At 70.7% G+C, this 17604-nt stretch carries 19 protein-coding genes; 15 read left to right on the top strand and 4 right to left on the bottom strand.

Annotation, left to right across the window (positions count from 1 at the left end; genetic code table 11):
- Positions 1-225: 225 nt before the first annotated feature.
- The 5 genes from ABEA77_RS03335 (at position 226) to ABEA77_RS03355 (ending at position 5438) form a co-directional block, all read left to right on the top strand.
- Positions 226-1482 carry an MFS transporter gene (locus ABEA77_RS03335; RefSeq protein ID WP_345640860.1) on the top strand — a complete coding sequence of 419 codons (1257 nt, stop codon included), beginning with the start codon at positions 226-228 and terminating at the stop codon, positions 1480-1482.
- 14 nt (positions 1483-1496) lie between these two features.
- Positions 1497-2756 (top strand): ATP-grasp domain-containing protein, encoded by a 1260-nt coding sequence (locus ABEA77_RS03340; RefSeq protein ID WP_345640863.1) that lies wholly within the window; start codon positions 1497-1499, stop codon positions 2754-2756.
- Positions 2757-2866: 110 nt separating this feature from the next.
- A complete protein-coding gene (locus tag ABEA77_RS03345; protein ID WP_345640865.1) occupies positions 2867-4126 on the top strand; it encodes a PTS transporter subunit EIIC in 1260 nt (419 codons plus the stop codon).
- Between the two features lie 46 nt (positions 4127-4172).
- Complete coding sequence (locus ABEA77_RS03350; RefSeq protein ID WP_345640868.1) at positions 4173-4607, top strand: hypothetical protein; 435 nt, start codon at positions 4173-4175, stop codon at positions 4605-4607.
- Between the two features lie 51 nt (positions 4608-4658).
- Positions 4659-5438, top strand: a complete 780-nt coding sequence (locus tag ABEA77_RS03355; protein ID WP_345640871.1) for a glycosyltransferase — start codon at positions 4659-4661, stop codon at positions 5436-5438.
- A 37-nt stretch (positions 5439-5475) separates the two neighbouring features.
- Here the strand turns inward: ABEA77_RS03355 and ABEA77_RS03360 are convergent, their stop codons facing one another.
- Together ABEA77_RS03360 and ABEA77_RS03365 are read right to left on the bottom strand one after the other, a co-directional pair.
- Positions 5476-5706 carry a P-loop NTPase family protein gene (locus ABEA77_RS03360; protein ID WP_345640872.1) on the bottom strand — a complete coding sequence of 77 codons (231 nt, stop codon included), beginning with the start codon at positions 5704-5706 and terminating at the stop codon, positions 5476-5478.
- Between the two features lie 123 nt (positions 5707-5829).
- A complete protein-coding gene (locus ABEA77_RS03365) occupies positions 5830-6621 on the bottom strand; it encodes a hypothetical protein (RefSeq protein WP_345640875.1) in 792 nt (263 codons plus the stop codon).
- Positions 6622-6832: 211 nt separating this feature from the next.
- On the opposite strand from ABEA77_RS03365, the gene ABEA77_RS03370 reads away from it, so the two are divergent.
- The 6 genes from ABEA77_RS03370 to ABEA77_RS03395 all read left to right on the top strand — a co-directional run bounded on the left by ABEA77_RS03370 (position 6833) and on the right by ABEA77_RS03395 (position 13083).
- Complete coding sequence (locus ABEA77_RS03370) at positions 6833-7540, top strand: hypothetical protein (RefSeq protein ID WP_345640878.1); 708 nt, start codon at positions 6833-6835, stop codon at positions 7538-7540.
- 314 nt (positions 7541-7854) lie between these two features.
- Positions 7855-8382, top strand: a complete 528-nt coding sequence (locus tag ABEA77_RS03375; RefSeq protein ID WP_345640881.1) for a hypothetical protein — start codon at positions 7855-7857, stop codon at positions 8380-8382.
- On the top strand, positions 8379-9140 hold the full coding sequence (locus tag ABEA77_RS03380; protein WP_345640884.1) for a Mom family adenine methylcarbamoylation protein: 762 nt from the start codon (positions 8379-8381) through the stop codon (positions 9138-9140). Before ABEA77_RS03375 ends, ABEA77_RS03380 begins: the two co-directional genes overlap by 4 nt.
- 75 nt (positions 9141-9215) lie before the next feature.
- The gene (locus tag ABEA77_RS03385; RefSeq protein ID WP_256859228.1) at positions 9216-10385 is read left to right on the top strand and encodes a tyrosine-type recombinase/integrase; all 1170 of its coding nucleotides are present in this window, start codon (positions 9216-9218) and stop codon (positions 10383-10385) included.
- Entirely contained in the window at positions 10382-10729 is a 348-nt protein-coding gene (locus tag ABEA77_RS03390; RefSeq protein WP_019548546.1) for a helix-turn-helix domain-containing protein, read from the top strand. Before ABEA77_RS03385 ends, ABEA77_RS03390 begins: the two co-directional genes overlap by 4 nt.
- A gap of 200 nt (positions 10730-10929) precedes the next feature.
- Positions 10930-13083: a hypothetical protein gene (locus tag ABEA77_RS03395; protein ID WP_237277130.1), complete on the top strand. Its 2154-nt coding sequence runs from the start codon at positions 10930-10932 to the stop codon at positions 13081-13083.
- 70 nt (positions 13084-13153) lie between these two features.
- Here the strand turns inward: ABEA77_RS03395 and trxB are convergent, their stop codons facing one another.
- Together trxB and ABEA77_RS03405 are read right to left on the bottom strand one after the other, a co-directional pair.
- Entirely contained in the window at positions 13154-14128 is a 975-nt protein-coding gene (trxB, locus tag ABEA77_RS03400) for a thioredoxin-disulfide reductase (RefSeq protein ID WP_076968407.1), read from the bottom strand.
- Positions 14125-14547, bottom strand: a complete 423-nt coding sequence (locus ABEA77_RS03405) for an arsenate reductase ArsC (RefSeq protein WP_345641040.1) — start codon at positions 14545-14547, stop codon at positions 14125-14127. The genes trxB and ABEA77_RS03405 overlap by 4 nt, the downstream gene beginning before the upstream one ends.
- A 95-nt stretch (positions 14548-14642) precedes the next feature.
- Between ABEA77_RS03405 and ABEA77_RS03410 the strand changes: the two genes are divergently transcribed.
- Genes ABEA77_RS03410 through ABEA77_RS03425 form a run of 4 tightly spaced genes read left to right on the top strand, consistent with a single transcriptional unit; the run spans position 14643 to position 17581 of the window.
- Positions 14643-14951: an ArsR/SmtB family transcription factor gene (locus ABEA77_RS03410; RefSeq protein WP_026328687.1), complete on the top strand. Its 309-nt coding sequence runs from the start codon at positions 14643-14645 to the stop codon at positions 14949-14951.
- Complete coding sequence (gene arsB / locus ABEA77_RS03415; protein WP_076968405.1) at positions 14948-16060, top strand: ACR3 family arsenite efflux transporter; 1113 nt, start codon at positions 14948-14950, stop codon at positions 16058-16060. Before ABEA77_RS03410 ends, arsB begins: the two co-directional genes overlap by 4 nt.
- Complete coding sequence (locus ABEA77_RS03420; protein ID WP_076968404.1) at positions 16057-17172, top strand: ArsO family NAD(P)H-dependent flavin-containing monooxygenase; 1116 nt, start codon at positions 16057-16059, stop codon at positions 17170-17172. Before arsB ends, ABEA77_RS03420 begins: the two co-directional genes overlap by 4 nt.
- 4 nt (positions 17173-17176) lie before the next feature.
- Positions 17177-17581, top strand: a complete 405-nt coding sequence (locus ABEA77_RS03425) for a DUF6153 family protein (RefSeq protein WP_076968403.1) — start codon at positions 17177-17179, stop codon at positions 17579-17581.
- Positions 17582-17604 lie beyond the last annotated feature (23 nt).

The following is a 17604-nucleotide window of genomic DNA, read 5'->3' on the forward strand; positions in this document are numbered from 1 at the left end:
CCGACGCGCCCGTGAACTCCCGGCCGGGCACTACCCCCTGCCCGGCCGGGACCGGCCGAGGACCGCCCTTCACGCCCCCGAAGCGGCGCCCGTCCCGCCCCGTCCTCCGAGAGAGCGGGACCGTCCCGGCCAACAGGGGGTGCCGCCACCCGCGCCGGCGGCACCCCCGCCCCTTCTCTCTGCACGGCGCAGCCCATCAGCGCCGCAACCCCAGCTGGAGTCTGTGTGTCCACCACTGCCGTGCCGGTCGGCCGCCCCGACCAGGCCGGGAACGGAACCACACGCCGATGGCCGGCGGCGATCTGGACGCTGATGGTCGGAACCTTCCTCGTCCGGGGCCTCGGATTCACGTATCCGTTCCTGCCGTACCACCTCAACGACCTGCACCTGTCCACCCGCACCGTCAGCACCATCCTGGCCGTCTTCGGCGCCGGCTGGCTGCTGGGTTCCATCCTGTGCGGCTGGCTCGCAGACCGGATCGGCCACCGTGCCACCCTCATCACCGCCATGCTGCTCGCCACGGCCGCCCTGCCCCTGCTCGCCCAGGCCCAGGCCGTCCCCGCGCTGTTCGCCGCGAGCTTCACCGCCGGCATCGTCTACGACGCCTCCCGCCCGGTCTTCACCGCGGCGATCGCCGACACCTTCCCCGAGGACGGAGTACGCGCCTCCGTCAACGCGTGGCGTCACTTCGCTGTCAACGTCGGCGCTGCCGTCGCCGGAACCGCCGGCGGCATTCTCGCCGGCCCGATCGGCATCCCGGCCCTGATCTGGATCAACGCCGCCGCATGCGCACTCTTCGCCCTCCTCGTGTGGCGCTTCCTGCCCGCCGCCGACCATCAACCCCACCCCCACGGCGGCGAAGCCCGATCAGGCAACTACCGTGCCGCGATGGGCGACCGGGGCCTGTGGATCCTGCTCCTGGCCAGCCTCTGCGCCCTCACCTGCGCCGCGAGCCTCTTCTCCTCCATGCCGATGCTCATGGCCGAAGACGGACTCGCCGCCGCGGACTACGGCTGGACCCAGACCGCGAACGCCGGAGCGGTCCTGCTGCTCTCCCCGCTCCTCAACCGTTGGCTCAGCCGCCAGGCCGACGGCCCCAAGCCGATGACCGGCCTGTTCGCCGCGAGCTCCATCGTCCTGGGCGCCAGCATGGGCGCCGCCGGATTCGCCTCCACCACCCTCGGCTACTCCGCCACCGCCGCCCTCGCCGTCCCCGGCGAGATCGTCGTGTTCGTCGCCGCGTCCGACCTCCTCAACCGGCTCTCGCCACCCCACGCCCGAGGCATGTACGCGGGGATCTGGGGCACGACGCTGGCCGGCGCCGTCATCATCGCCCCCGCGCTCGCCGGATGGGCCATCACGCACGGCGGCGGCCAACTGGCCGCGATCACCACCTTCACCGTCGGCCTCCTCGGCGCCGCCCTGTCCTGGCCCCTCGCCGCGTTCGTCCGTCGCACCCAACCCGAACCCACCCACGACTGACCGGGAGCAACCGCATGTCCCACCACCAGCCCGTGCTGCTCGTCCTGGGCGCCGGCGATCGCGCCTACCGCTCCTTTCTCCTGCAGGAGTTCGCCGCTCGACACCATCTCGTTCTCCTCGACCACCAGCCGCCCGCATGGACCCGGCCCTACGTCACCGACGCGGTCCACGTCGACCTGCACGATCACCAAGCGGTCAGCCGCGTGATCACGGAGATCGCCCTGCGGCAGCCGATCTCCGGTGTCACCACCTACCTCGAGCATCACGTCGAGCTCGCGGCCCAGCTGGCCAAGGAACTCGGTCTGCCCGGCGCGGACCCGGAGGCCGTCGCGGCGTGCCGGGACAAGGCCCGCACTCGCCAACTCCTCGCCGAGCACGGCGTGCCCTCAGCCCGCTCCGTCCTCGTCGACGACGCCGAGGAGGCGGCCGCCGCCGCCGACGCCATCGGCTACCCCGTCGTCGTCAAACCCCGCGGCCTGGGCGGCAGCGCCGGCGTCCGCCGCGCCGACTACCGCGAGCATGTCACCGCCTACTACGAGGAAGCCGCCGCCGCGACCCTGATCGGCCTGGAGGACAGCGCCGTCCCCGGAGTCCTCGTCGAGGAGTACCTCCGCGGGCCCGAAATCAGCGTCGAGTGCCTGGTACGCAGCCGCGGCGACGTGCACCTCGCGGCCGTCACCCGCAAACGGCTCGGCACCGAACCGGCCTTCCTGGAGACCGGCCACCTCGTCGACGCCACCGACCCGCTCCTCGACGACCCCGCCCTCCACCACGTCGTCACCGAAGCGATCAAAGCCGTCGGGATCACCGCCGGCATCCTCCACGTAGAGGTACGCCTCACCAGCCAGGGCCCGCGCATCATCGAGCTCAACGCCCGCCTCGGGGGCGACCTCATACCCCGCCTCGTCCACCTCGCGACCGGCGTATCCCTCCCGCAGGCCCAGGCCGCACTGGCCACCGGAGACACCCCGGAGTTGACCGCCTCCGTACGGCAGAGCGCGGCCGTCGAATTCCACTACCCGACCGCCACCGGCCCCGTGCAGACGGCCCACGCCGACGCGCTCAGCGCCGACTGGCTCGAACGCCTGGTCTGGACACACGACCGGGGTGACCTCGTGAACGCCGCCCCGCACAGCACCATCAACGACCGCGTCGCCCACGCCGTGGTCAGCGGCCTCACCCCCGACGCCTGCCAGGCCCGGCTCGACCACGTCCGCAATCACCTCACCGTCCACATTGCATCCCCCATCCGCACCAACGCCTGCGTGCGCTGACCCGACACCGACCCCGCTACAGGACCAGGAGCCGCCGACATGCCCCGCGCCCAGGCCGCCACAGCCCCCCGGCGCCTTCGCTCCGCGCCCGCCGACCGGAGGGCGACAACGTGGTGACCCTGCCGTTCACCCGGGCCAAGGCCGCCGCTGCGTCCGAAGAGGCCGCGACCCCCAAGGACCCGACCACCCTCGTAGCGCGCCTGCGCCGCATGGGACAGGGCATCGCGCTCCCGATCGCCGCGATGCCCGCCGCCGGACTCCTGCTACGCCTGGGACAAGACGACCTTCTCGGGCGCTACGAGCACCTGCACACCGCAGCCGCGGTCATCTCCGGAGCGGGCGCGGCCGTCCTCGACTACCTCCCGGCGCTGTTCGCCGTCGGCATCGCCCTGGGCCTGAACCGCACCAAGGACGTCGCGGGCCCGGTCCTGGCCTGCCTCATCTCCTACCTGGTCCTGGCCAAGGTGGTCCTCGTCCTCAACCCGCTGCCCGCCGATCAGCTCGACGCCCCGCCGGCGCGGTGGCCCTACGGCGCTCTGGCGGGCATCGTCGGTGCTCTGCTCGCCCTGGCGATCTGGAAACGAGTCACCACCGGCCGCCGCCGCGTGCCTCCGTTCGCCGCGTACGGGATCGTCGCCGTCGCCGCCATCGCCGCCGGATCCCTGCTCGGGCTCGCCTACCCCGCAGTCGAGCGGGTGCTCACCGCAGCTGCGGCCGCCGTGTCGGACAACGCGGTCCTCGGCGGAGGCATCTTCGGGTTCCTCAACCGAATCCTGGGACCCATCGGCCTCCACCAACCCCTCAACGCCGTCGTCTGGTACCTGACCGGCGACTGCGGAGACGGCATCAAGGGCGATGTGCCCTGCTTCATCCAGCAACACGACCCGGACGCCGGCGTGTTCATGGGCGGCTTCTTCCCCGTCTACATGGCCGGCCTACCGGCCGCCGCCCTGGCCATGTGGCGCAGCGCCCTCCCCGAACATCGCCGCCGCGTCGGCGCCCTGCTGCTGCCGGCCGCCGCGATCTGCTGCCTCGCCGGCGTCACCGAACCGATCGAGCTGACCTTCGCGTTCGTGGCCTTCCCGCTCTACATCGTGCACGCCGTACTCACCGGGCTCAGCCTCGCGATCGTCAATCTCCTCGACATCCACTCGGGCTTCGTCTTCAGCGCCGGCGCGATCGACTACGTCCTCAACTACTCGATCTCGCAACGCCCGTTGCTGCTGCTGCCACTCGCCCTCGCCTACGGCGCCCTCTATTACGCGATCTTCCGCTTCGCCATCACCCGCTTCGACCTGCGCACCCCCGGCCGCACCCCAGCACCACCCGACGACACACACACCGAAACCCCGTCCGGACTCCGCCCCTGACCCGTCCACCGCACAACCCCGTCATCCCGAACTGGAGGCAACCACCATGAACACCGCCCGCCACCTGCCGCCCGCCGCGCTCGCCTGCACCGCCAGGAGCGAGGAGTTGACCCAGCCTGAAGTACAGGCCGCGTGCTACGGGTTCGGCGCGATCTATCCGATCGTTGTCCTCGACCCGGTCCACCGGTGGTTCCGGCCCGCCGTTCCGGGCCTGCCCGAGCAGCAGGCCGACACGAGCCACGGCATGCTCGTCCTGCGCTGGACCGGCCCCCCGAGCGAGCAGGCCCAGGCGTCGGCGCTCCTCGAGGCCGCAGCCGCCCGAGCGCCCGCCGCCCCGCCCGACCACGCCGAGCTCCAGGCCTACCGGGCGTCGCTGCCGCCCGGCCTCCACCTGATTGACCTGCCCGCCCGGCACGTCATCGGACCGTGGTCACAAAGGCCCGGCGCCACCCGGCCCCACCCGCCGCGCCGCGCCGCGTAGAGACCGCCGCACGAACATCACCGCCCCCTTCCCACCCGTACGGAGAAGTCCTTGAGCCACAACGACCAGCCAGCCGTTGCCGTGATCACCCCGACCGGCCTGAGCCCGAGCCGCCTTCCCTTCCTGGTCGAGCTCTACGACAGCCTCTGCGCCCAGGAGGACGTGACCTGGGAATGGATCGTGGCGCCCAACGGTCCCAATGCCGACCCCGGCCTCATCCCTCGGTCGATCACCAGGGATCCGCGGGTCAGACTCTGCGCACGGCCCGACCCTGGCCCGGCGCCCGCACGCAACACGGCCTTGAACTACGTCCGCGCCCCCCGATGTGCCTTCGCGGACGATGACGACCGGATCCCGCCCCGGGGGTTGGCAGTGCGAAACGAACGCGCCCTCGCGACCGGTCTGCGCTGGGTAGCGGGGTGGTCTGCCGACTGGGATCCCGAGGCGGGGAGCCTGTCCACGTGGATGTGCCCGACCCCCGTCGGGCGGCACGCGGCCGGCGACGTCTGGACGCACTGGCCGGACCCGCAGGCCAGCAAGCCGCCGCTGGGTCATTGCATGCTCCTGACCGACACACGTCTCGCGCAGGCGGTCGGGCACGGCGGCCTTCACAAGGGGGAGGACTACTCGTACGTGATGGGCGTCGTTGCGCGGTCGGCCGGGGAACTACTTCCCGAGGTCGTGTATCACCGGAGGGTTCACCCTGGTCAGTGGACGGCTGAGGACGACTACAGGAACCAGGCAGAGTTTGACGCTCGAACACACGCTTGGCTCAAGGGGCGCGCGGAGCGCGAGCTGCAGACTGAGTCCGCGTGGCAGCGGGTCGCCTGACCGGCGGCACTTCGGAGCGAGAACGAAGGGTGGTGGGCTACCGGCCTGCCCAGCGGTCGAGCTGATCCGATCCGTCGTGGTCCACCACCAGGACGCGGGTCCCCTGGGTGGCGAAGTGAAGGGCGAGCATCTGGGAGAGCGTTCCAGGTGCGCCGGGCTGGTCCCTCTTCGGCTCGCCGCCCTTGGCGATCCCGAAGAAGAGGGGCATGTGCCTGCGGGCGGGAGCGGCCGTCGCGGGTGTGGTGCCTGCCCTGTGCTCTTCAGACATGCGCAGTCTCCAGATTCGGATTTCAGGGAGGAGTTCGAGCTGTGCGGCTGGAGTCACTGTGTCATGCAGAGGGTGGCGGCGACCGCCGGTCGGCACAACAGAGGCGACGGCAGCGAGCCGGCCCTATCCGTACGTCGGCCGGCGCCCGCGGTGCAGTGCTCCGAGGATGGTGACGCCGAACTTCGTGCGTAGCCGCCGCAGTTCCCACGCCGAGAGCAGGGTGACGGACAGCGGTGGCCCGACCAGGAAGAGCAACTGGACTGTTTGCGGCGCCGCCACGGGTGATCCGTCTGCGAGCTGGAATCCGAACATCACCCAGACGAGCAGGGGCGAGAGCAGCGGGGGAAGGACCTCGTGGACGTCGCCGGTTCGGAAGACGTAGTGGACGCACAGGAACGCGGATGCGAGGCCGAAGGGCACGGCGAAGAGCACCACCGCCAGGGCGACGAGCAGGAAGACGATCTGGAAGGCTCCGAACTGCGGAGCGAGGCGGGCTCCTCCGCTGTTCTGCAGCAGGAGAAAGAGGACGAGCACGGACGCGAACAGCGCGCCGAAGCCCGTCATCGGTGCGGATAGCCGGCGTACGTACACGGCACGGCCCGGGGCGCGCGCCGCGGCCACGAAGAGCACGAGCGTCAGGGGTCCGACGACGACCAGCACGCCGGTGCTGATGAGGATCTCGGCGAGCTTGTCCTTCGCGAAGGAGGACATCGACTCCTGCATCGGGTACGCGTAGATCATCCATATTGTCGCCGCGATCCCGATGGCCGTCCGGGCCAACTGGGCAGACTCGATCGCCCCGTCGGTGAGCCGGCCGGGCCGCGAGGGGCGGAAGACGCGCGCTGCCAGGGCGAAGGGCAGCATGAAGAATCCCGGGCGCGCTCTCCTGGGTGCGTGCTGCGTCGTGTACGTCATAGGAACTCCCGTGGGGTCGTGCCGGGCTGGGCCGACGAGTGAGTGCTGCTGCAGGGTGCGGTGCGGTCGAACATGATCAGTCGCCCGAGGGGCCAAGGAGGCTTCCATCTCCCGATCGACGCTAATAAGTTGACTGAGTGGCGCATTGTAGCGTAACCTATAAGGGTCACGCGAGGGGGGCTTCCTCTCGCAATCCAAGCCCGGGAGTTCCATGATTCACCTGCCCCTCGCCCAGGATCTCGACAAGGAGATCCACAACCCGCACGAGTTCCACAACCGGGTACGCAAGGCACTCCTCACTGCCGAGGAACTGCGGACCAGCCACTTCGGCGGCATCATCACGACGCGCGAGGTCAGCACCCTCACCCACGAGCACATGGCGCTCGCAGCACGCCGGATCAACGAGAAGGCCCCGACGGTGCGGCCCGACGGCAGTCCGACCGGAGACCTGATCGTCGAGATCCTGCTCGTCCTTCACTCGGCTCAGCCCTCGGGCCGCGGCCGCAGCGTTCACCAGCCCGCGTGGGTCGCGGACTTCACCCAGGACCTTCGCCAGGCGATCCCGATCGCCTTCGACGCGTTCTGGAACAAGTTCGACGGGCGCCTGACCATGGACCTGATCGACAGCCTCACCACCCGCCAGATGACGGCCATTGCACGCCGCATCAGGCCCGCAGGACGGACGGCCACCCAGCTGGGCGCTCACTCCGAACGCCTCGTCCGCGATCTCCTCCGCGTCATCCACGACGCCCAGCCCGACGCCTCCGCGACGGCGACCAGCCCCGTCACGGCGACCCAGCTCGACCAGAGCCAGGCAACCGAGCCGAGCACCCTGCACGAGGCGGTGACCGCGGCGATCGCCGCGGCGGCGCAGTCGAAGACCCCGACGATCGTGGTCTTCAGCCTCCCGCAGCAGTAGTACCCGCCCAGCCCAGGCGGTGCCGTCCGGCACCGCCTGGGCGGCCGCCTTGCAGTACCCGGCTCGGGACCTGCCCGTCCTTGGTGACGGCGCTCTGGCTCGCCACCGTCCTGAAGACGCTCAGCCCGGACATTTCACGCACCCCTTCGCCCGCCCGCGGAAAGCCCTCCGGCCGCATCGAGCACAGCGGCCGGCGGCACCGGGCATGTACCGCGCCACCGCGACCCGGGCACCGATCTGTCCGCGTGCACGCCACGGCGAGGCGATGCCTACGCACGCGATCTCAACTGCCCTCACCACCAAGGAGTTCTGCCATGCACCTCGACCTGGAGAGCACAGTCGCCAGCCTGTCCGTGGGCGACCACGTTCTCGCCGCCGGCGCGGACACCCGCGGCCACCAGGTGACCCGCGCCGGCTATCTGGTGGCCGCGCCCCAGCGCAAGACCGGGCAGCACGGCAGCGGCACCCAGGAGGGCTGGCTCGTTTACGTCGGCGCGCTGGAGGCCGTACCCGAGCGCTCCAACTGGGTCATGCTCTACCCCGGCACGGGGCACATCGCCCGTACCCCCGAGCCGGACATGAGCCAGTGGCGCAAGACCCCGCTCGCGGAGACCGGGGCGAGTGCGCGTTCCAGGAACCTGCAGATCATGTTCGGTGGGAAGGCCCTCCGCGGTGCGGCCGAGCCCACCGAGGAAACCCTCGTGGACGTCATCTACAACACCGAGGGCCTGTACGACCTGAGCATCCCGGACACCGGCGGGAGGACGCACTTCCAGTGCCGCCGGGGCACGGTCATCTGGTGGGCGCCGCTGCCGGCCGCCAAGCGTGAGGAGGGGGAGTGACCCCCCTCCAGACTCGGCCCCGCACACTCACCCTGACCGCGCCCGAGCAGCAGGCCCTGCACCTGCCCGGCGCCGAGGACCAGTGCCAGAGGTGGCACGAGCGCACGCCGACATGGCGCCGGACCAGTGAGGGCGGGTTCAATCCTGATCTGCACCGAGTCATCGCGATCCCGGAGGGGCCCGCGCGCCGCTTCGTCGAACGTCATCATTACAGCGGATCCTGGCCCGCCGTTCGCTTCGTCTACGGCCTGCAGCGCACCGACGAGCCGCCCGGCCCCGGAGAGCCCCCGGGCGGCCGGCTCCTGGGAGTCCTCTCCCTCGGCATCCCGATGAACGGCGCCGTGCTCGACGTGTTCGAGGGGACCCGTAGGTACGCCGAGACCCTCGAACTCAACCGGCTCGTCCTGCTCGACAGAGCCGAGTCCAACGCCGAATCCTGGTTCTGCGCACGGGCGTTCACCGCGGCCGCCCGCCACGGCATACGCGGCGTCGTAGCCCATTCCGACCCGCACCCGCGGGTCCGGCGTACCCCCGACGGCGGCACCGAGCTCCTCAGCCCCGGCCATATCGGGCACGTGTACGCGGCCCAGGACTTCGTGTACCTGGGACGCACCCGTCCCCGACGTCTCACCGTCCTGCCCGACGCCACGGTGCTCTCTAGTGGAGTACGTGCGGGTTCGTCTGCCGCTGCCCGACCCGGTGAAGCGGCATTTCAGCAGGCAGATCGCGCCTTCGGCGGCGTTCACTCGTTGGTGTGAGATCTCGGCAGTAACTCGCAGATTCTGCGTGTAGTCCCTGTAATTTCCCGGTTCGTGTCAGATTCCGAAAGTCGCGTGCTGACGCTGGTGCGTCCAGGCGCCGATGCCAGCGCGGTGGTGGACCCGGCCGCGGTGTCGGTGGAGTCGGGGTTGGCGGACGTCGTCACCCTGCAGCGGCGCCGCCAGGCCCGCATCTCCGCCGTCGATGAGGAGAGCTTCTTCCTCGACACGCTCTCGGAGTACCAGTGGGCCCGGGACGCTGCCGGCCTGGCGCCGACGACGCTCGACGGCCTGCTCAAGCCAGTGGTGGAAGTCTGTGAGTACTACGGCACCGTGCCGTGGCAGCTCTCCCCGCGGGAGGTCGACCGTTACTTCGCCGGGCCGGGCAAGCGGGCGCCATCGACACTGCGCGGGAAGATCAACAAGATCGACGCGTACTTCGCGTTCCTCGAGCAGCGATACGCGGGCGAGATCATGCGGCGCTTCGGGGCGGCCGTGGAGTCGCCGATCGACCCGTTCAACCGGCCGCGGCATCGCGGAGACTTCGGCCTGCGGATCCCGCCGTCACAGGCGGCGATGCGGGACTTCCTGGGCCGGTGGCGCGAGGACCTGCCCAACGCGCGGAAGTATCTGGTCGCCTGCCGCGACTACGTGATGACCAAGGTGGCCTACCTCTCCGGCGTCCGGGCCGCGGAGTTGTGCGGCGTGTGCATGGGCGATCTGCACTGGGAGCACGGCCAGTGGGGTCGCTTCGTCGTGCTGGGCAAGGGCGCTCACGGTTCGGGGCCGCGGCCGCGCGAGGCGTACATGTTCCAGGAGGGCCGCGCCCTCTTGTGGTGGTACATCGAGGAGATCCGGGGCGAGTTCGGCGACGACATCGAGCACCCGCGGGCACCGCTGTGGCCCTCGGAGCGCAAGCCGACCGCGGTCTCCTCGCTGAACCTGCCGATCGCGCCGGCGATCGTGCCGTCCACGTTCCGCAAGGCGTTGCACACGGCGGCCGCGAGCTACCTGACCGGCCCGGTCTCCGATCTCTTTCCGCACCTGCTGCGTCATGCCTGCGCGACCCACAACTACGAGCGCGGAATGACGTTGTGGGAGGTGCAGAAGGTCCTCGGACATGACTGGGCAACCACGACACTTCGGTATATGGCGACCGCTCACGCCGACCCTGAGCACGCGAACCTGACCGCGAGCTCCCGGGCGGCTCAACGACTGGTGATGGACAAGGGGAACCTACGGTGAAGTGGAACCTTCGGATGGTGGCCGCCCAACGGGACCTGTGGCGGCCGACCGAGGTGCTGGCCGCCTTCCAGCAGGTGGGGTTCAACCCCTCGCTGAGCAAGGTCGCGGCCCTGTGGGGCGGTACGCCGGTCACCGTGCGCCTGGAGGACCTGGACAAGATGTGCGCCGCGCTGAACTGCACGGTCGCCGACCTGCTCCAGGCCGAGCCGCTTGCCGATGCCCAGGGGGTGCCGGAGTCCGGCCAACGGGCGGTCGGTGCCGAGGAGGGGCCGACGGCGGGCCCGGTCCGGCCGGTGCCGCGCAGCCGTCGGGGCGCCGGGCCGCGCTCGCTCCCGCCGAACTGAGGGGCCGGGCGGTGGCGAAGGATCGTGGTCAGGGGTTGGCGCGGAGCTGTCCGGTGTGTCTGGGTTGGCTGGTGGTGCACTGGTATCGGGTGTGCGACGGGTGCCGGCCCTGGGCGAGGAGGTACCCCGAGGTCGGGGTGTGCCCGCGGTGTCGGCACGAGGGCCATCTGAACACGGACGGGCTGTGCAAGCCCTGTCTGATGGCGATTCGGGCCGAGGAGGACGCCGAGTGGGCCCTGGGTCTACAGGAGGCACGGCCGCAGCCGGTCCAGCTGATCGTCGGCGGGATGTACGGCGACCGGTCGGCGGACGCCCGGCCGCTGCGCCGGCCCGCGAAGTCCGGGCTCAAGGTAGGGCAGCAGTGGTGGATCAAGCTGCGGAAGCAGCGGGCCGCCCCGGCCGGGCCGCCGGTGTTGCAGGCGCAGGTGTGCGGTCAGCTTGCGCTCTTCACGGTGCCCAGGTTGCTGACCGACGCCACGGTCAGCGCGATCGTCGGCCGGCCGGTCGCCGGGTGGGAGGAATGCCGCTTGGTGATCGAGGTGATGGCGGCCGAGCACGGCCTGTCCGTGGGCTGGCAGCGGGCAATCGCCGAGATGGTTCGCCTCGCGCTGGCCGTGCGGGAGGCGGAGGGCGCCGTACAGCTGCCCGAGGCGATACTGCGGGACCTGCCGTCCAACGGGGACGCGGTGCGCCTGGTCCTGCTGCGGGCCGGTCTGCTCGACCAGGCACCGGAGCCGATGCGGTTCTCCACCACCAACCAGCCCACCACCACCTACATCACCGCTCCGGCGCCTTTGCCGCTGCCGGTGGCACGGTCATGCCGCGACTGCGATGCCTGGATGGCCAGCGGAAAACGAGGATCCCGCTGCAATCCGTGCCGTCACTGGCGCGAGCTGCACCCCGTGGGCCAGTGCGTACGGTGCCTGCGGAGCGACCTGCCGCTGCGCGGCAGTCGGTGCCGCACCTGCCGCCTCTACCAGCACCTGGACGACTCGGGCCCCGCCGCAGTGCGCGCCACCCAGCTGGTCATCGACCTTCCGCACGGGGCTCCCGGCCAGGCCCAGTTGATCCCGACCGCCGAACCCGCGCCGGCAGAAGACGAGGACAAGGCCGTGTCCGCCCTCCATGCCGCCCGCGGGCAGGAGCCGCTCTTCGCAATGCGGCGCGACTGGTCGCCGGTCATGGCCCGCCTGCGCCGTCGCAGCTACAGGGACCTGCCGTTGACCACCGCGGCCCGTGCACTGACTGAGGAACTGGACCGGCTGCGCCGCGGCCGGCAGGACCCCGCGTACCGCAAGGACATCCGCACCCTGACGATCCTGGTGTACTGGCTCGGTGCCGAGACGGTCTTCCAGGAGCGGGATGTCCACGACCTCGCCCTGCTCGACCCCAACCTCGGGGCCAAGCGGGTCTGCCAGTTCCTCGCCGCCCGCGGCCTATTGGTCGAAGCACCCGAACTGCACCGGGACACGGACCAGGTGTGGATCGAAGCCACCATCGGCACGCTGCCGCCGACCGTCGCTGACGAGGTCCGTCTGTGGGTACAGGTCCTGCGCGGCCAAGGCCGGCGCGAGCACGAGGCCCGCGGCTACGACGGCATCCGCCGCTACCTCTTCGCCCTCGATCCGATCCTCACCGCCTGGACCAGCAGCGGCATCACCACGCTGCGGCAGATCACCAGCGACCACGCCACCACCGCCATCGACGACCTGACCGGGAGCCCCCGCCGACAGCTCGCCATCAGCCTGCGCAGCCTGTTCAAAGCCCTGCGCCAGGAACGCGTCGTCTTCCGCGACCCCACCCGCAACCTTCCCGTCGGCGACCTCAAGGGCATCCCGAAGTCCGTGCCCTCCGACCTCCTCGCCGGGCTCCTCGACCGCGCCACGACCCCGCTCGGCCGGCTTGTCATCGCCCTGACCGCCGTTCATGCCCTGCCCGGTCACGAGATCCCCACGCTGCTGACCTGCGACCTCAACCTCGCCCACGGCACCCTCGAAGCCCGCCGCGGCCTGCTGCGCCACACCCTCTACATCGAGGAGTTCACCCGTGCCCTCGCCGATGAGTGGCTCATCTACCGCCATCGCCGCTGGCCCGCTTCGACCAACCCCCACCTGCTCGTCAGCCAGCGCACCGCGCTCGACTCCGACCACCCGCCGGTCAGCATGACCATGCTCCACAGGCACCTGCCCAAGGGGTTCACGCTGGACGGCCTCCGCCAGGACCGGATCCTCAACGAGGCGTTCGAGACCGGCGACCCTCTGAAGCTCATGCGCCTGTTCGGCATCACGGAGAAGACCGCCATGCACTACGTCGGCGTCGCCCACCCGGAGCGGACTTCCCAGCTTCCCCGCTGACGGCCGGTGCAAGTACGAAAGAGGCGGGGCCGCCCGGGGCTTCCCGGACGACCCCGCCTGCGAGTGCTGCTCAGGCCGGGACGGCAGCGGTCTCCGGTACGGCTTCAGCCGCGCCGCGGGCGGCGAGGTAGCGCTCGGCGTCCAGGGCCGCGGCCGCACCGGTGCCGGCGGCGGTGATGGCCTGGCGGTAGGTGTGGTCGACGACGTCGCCGGCCGCGAACACGCCGGGAAGGCTGGTGCGCGTCGTCGGGGCGGCGACGGTGACGTAGCCCTCGGCATCGAGGTCGAGCTGGCCGGTGAACAGCTCGGTGCGGGGGTCGTGGCCGATGGCGATGAACAGCCCCGTCACGTCCAGCTCGCGGGTGGCGCCGGTGAAGACGTCGCGCAGGACGACGCCGGCGAGCATGCCGTTGGCCTCCTTGATCTCGGCGATCTCATGATCGAAGGCGAAGGAGATCTTGTCATCAGCGAAGGCCCGGTCCTGCATGACCTTGGAGGCGCGCAGGGTGGAGCGGCGGTGGACGACGGTGACGGAGCGGGCGAAGCGGGTGAGGAAGGTGGCTTCCTCCATGGCGGTGTCGCCGCCGCCGACCACGACGATGTCGCGGCCCTTGAAGAAGAATCCGTCGCAGGTCGCACACCACGAGACGCCCCGGCCGGACAGCTCATCCTCGTTGGACAGGCCGAGCTTGCGGTAGCCGGAGCCGGTCGCGATGATCACCGTCCTGGCGCGGTGCACGGTGCCGGCCGAGTCAGTGAGGAGCTTGATGTCACCGGTCAGGTCGACGGCCACGATGTCGTCGTCGATCATCTCGGCGCCGAACTTCTCGGCCTGCGCCCGCATGTTCTCCATGAGGACCGGGCCGTCGACGCCGTCAGGGAAGCCGGGGAAGTTCTCGACCTCGGTCGTGGTCGTCAGGGACCCGCCGACGAAGATGCTGCTGCCGAACAGCAGCGGGCGGAGCTGGGCGCGGGCGGTGTAGAGGGCGGCGGTGTATCCGGCGGGGCCGGAGCCGATGATGACGACCTCGCGTATCTCGCTCACGCCGTCGCCTCCGGCTTCGCCGGGGCGATCTCCGCGATCAGGCCCTCGACGAGGGTCGTGATCTCGTCGCGGATCGGGCGCACGGCCGCCACGCCCTGCCCGGCCGGGTCCTCCAGCTTCCAGTCGAGGTAGCGCTTGCCGGGGAAGACGGGGCAGGTGTCGCCGCAGCCCATCGTGATGCAGACGTCCGACTCGCGGACCGCGTCGACGGTGAGGACCTTGGGGGTCTCGGCGGAGATGTCGATGCCGACCTCGGCCATGGCCTCGACGGCGGCCGGGTTGACCTGGTCGCCGGGGTTGGAGCCGGCGGAGCGGACCTCGACGCGGTCTCCGGCCAGGTGGGTCAGCCAGGCGGCGGCCATCTGGGAGCGGCCGGCGTTGTGGACGCAGACGAACAGGACGGACGGCTTGTCGGCCATGGTGATCGTTCTCTCTCGTCGCATGGCGGAACCCGGCCGCCAATGACTTCAGCCCCTGCTGGTATCAGCGGGTGGTGATGTGAGAGTATCAGTGCATGCTGACTTCAGTCGATCCTGATGTGATCCGGGTGCTGGGCGATCCGCTCCGCCTCCAGATCGTGACCCTGCTGGCGCGCGAGACGCTGTGCACGACGCACCTGGTCGAGGAGACCGGAGCCAAGCAGACCAACCTGTCCAACCACATGAAGGTGCTGCGCGAGGCCGGGATCGTGGAGACCGAGCCCTGCGGCCGCTTCACCTACTACAAGCTCAAGCCCGAGGTCCTGGCCGGGCTGTCCGAGCAGTTCGCCGCACTGGCCGACTCCGCCCGCACCGCTTCCGAGAACAAGAGGGCCTGCCCGTGACCTCCACCGAGCCCACCACCGTCCAGGGCTCCGGCCCGACCGGGGACGACTCGATCGTCAAGAAGCTCTCCACCCTCGACCGCTACCTCGCGGTGTGGATCCTGCTCGCCATGGCCGTCGGTCTGGGCCTCGGACGGCTCATCCCGGGGATGAACGACGCCCTCGCGAAGATCGAGATCGGCGGGATCTCCCTGCCGATCGCGCTCGGCCTGCTCGTGATGATGTACCCGGTCCTCGCCAAGGTCCGCTACGACCGGCTCGACCGCGTGACCAGTGACCGCAAGCTGCTCATCTCCTCGCTGGTCATCAACTGGATCATCGGGCCGGCGGTGATGTTTGCCCTCGCCTGGATCTTCCTGCCTGACCTGCCCGAATACCGCACCGGGCTCATCATCGTCGGCCTCGCCCGATGCATCGCGATGGTGATCATCTGGAACGACCTCGCCTGCGGCGACCGGGAGGCAGCAGCCGTCCTGGTCGCGCTGAACTCGGTGTTCCAGGTGTTCGCGTTCGGCCTGCTGGGCTGGTTCTACCTCGACCTCCTTCCGCGTTGGATGAACCTCGGTGACGGCCAGGGCCTGGACGTGTCCGTATGGCACATCGCGCTGAACGTCGTCATCTTCCTCGGCATCCCGCTGCTGGCGGGCTTCCTCACCCGCCGCATCGGCGAGCAGAAGATGGGCCGCGCCGACTACGAGGCGAAGTTCCTGCCGAAGATCGGCCCCTGGGCCCTGTACGGGCTGCTGTTCACGATCGTCATCCTCTTCGCCCTCCAGGGCAAGACGATCACCTCGCAGCCGCTTGACGTCGTGCGGATCGCGCTGCCGCTCCTGGTGTACTTCGCGATCATGTTCTTCGGGACGTTCCTGCTCGGCAAGGGCCTGGGCCTGGCCTACGACCGCACCACGACGCTGGCGTTCACGGCGGCGGGCAACAACTTCGAGCTGGCCATCGCGGTCGCCATCGCCACCTTCGGCGTCACCTCCGGCCAGGCCCTGTCCGGCGTCGTCGGACCGCTCATCGAGGTCCCGGTGCTGATCGGCCTGGTCTACGTCGCGCTCGCCTGGCGTAAGAAGTTCGCCCCCGGGGCGGTGACCACGGCCCCGTGACACAGCACACGGATGTGGTGGTGGTCGGCGGCGGCCAAGCCGGGCTCGCCGCCGGCTACCACCTGCGCCGGCGCGGCCTCGACTTCGTGATCCTGGACGGGGAGGCGGCACCGGGCGGGTCCTGGCAGCACATGTGGGACTCCCTGCACCTGTTCTCCCCGGCCGCCTATTCCTCGCTGCCCGGCCGGCTCATGCCCGCCCAGCCCGGCGAGACGTACCCGGATGCCGGGCACGTGGTGGACTACCTCACCGACTACGAGAAGCGCTACGGATTGCCTGTCCAGCACGGCACCCGCGTGACCGCCGTACGCCGCGACGGCGCGAAGCTCCTGGTCGAGGCCGACTCGGGCACCTGGCGAGCCCGCGCGGTCATCAGCGCCACCGGCACCTGGACGCGGCCCTTCCTTCCCGCCGTCCCCGGCCGCGGTCTCTTCACCGGCCGACAGTTCCACACGGTGAACTACCGCTCACCGGCCGACTTCGCCGGCCAGCACGTGATGGTGGTCGGCGGCGGGAACTCCGGCGCCCAGATCGCCGCCGACCTCACCCTCGACGGCCATGCCGAGGTGACGTGGGCGACGCAGCGCCCGCCGCGGTTTCTCCCCGACGACATCGACGGCCGCGCTCTGTTCGACGTCGCCACCGCCCGCCGCCGCGCCCTCGACGCCGGCCGCACGGACACCGGCGGCGTCGCCTCCCTCGGCGACATCGTGGCCGTGCCGGCGGTCCGCGCCGCCCGGGACGCCGGGCTTCTGCACGTGAAGCCGATGTTCGCCCGGCTCACCGCTACCGGTGTCCGATGGTCCGACGGCAGCCAGAGCGATGCGGACGCGATCGTCTGGTGCACCGGCTTCCGCCCGGCGCTGTCCCACCTCGCCCCGCTCAACCTGCGCGGGCCGCGGGGAGGCATCCCCACCGATGGCACACGGGCTGTTGGCGAGCCGCGGCTGCATCTGCTCGGCTACGGCGACTGGACCGGGCCCGCCTCTGCCACCCTGATCGGGGTGGGGCGCCCGGCCGGGGACACGGTCCGTCACATCGCCGGGCAGCTGTCCACCGGGCGGATCCTTGGAGCGGGAGAAGGCCGCAGCGGGAGCCGGACCGTACGATGAGCGCGTGACCTCCTCTGTGCAGCTGTCGAGCCGCCGCCCTGCGGGGCGGCTGTTCGCGCTGCTGGTGCTGGCGGTGCTCGCCGGCCTGCTGGGCATGCATGCCCTCGGCCCCGGCGGAGCGCCGCCAGTGCGTGCGGAGGCGGGCCACGACATGGTGATGGCCGTGTCCCCCGATGCTTCGCACGCGAGCGCGGGATGCTCGCACACGGACGGCGGGACGAGTCACCTTGAGCACGCGGACGGGTCCTGTGCGGCGGCCGGAATCGGTTCCGCCTACGCGCCTCCCCCGCTGGCCGGCGCCCTGCCGGGCACGCCCCTCATCCCTGCCTCGCTGGTGCCGGCTGCTGCCTTGGCCGAGACCGGGCGGGATCCGCCGGACTTGTCTGAGCTGCAACTTCTTCGGATCTAGAGCGACCCGCACGGCACCCTGGC

The organism is Streptomyces tremellae (assembly GCF_039540215.1).
Classification (GTDB): Bacteria; Actinomycetota; Actinomycetes; order Streptomycetales; family Streptomycetaceae; genus Streptomyces; species Streptomyces tremellae.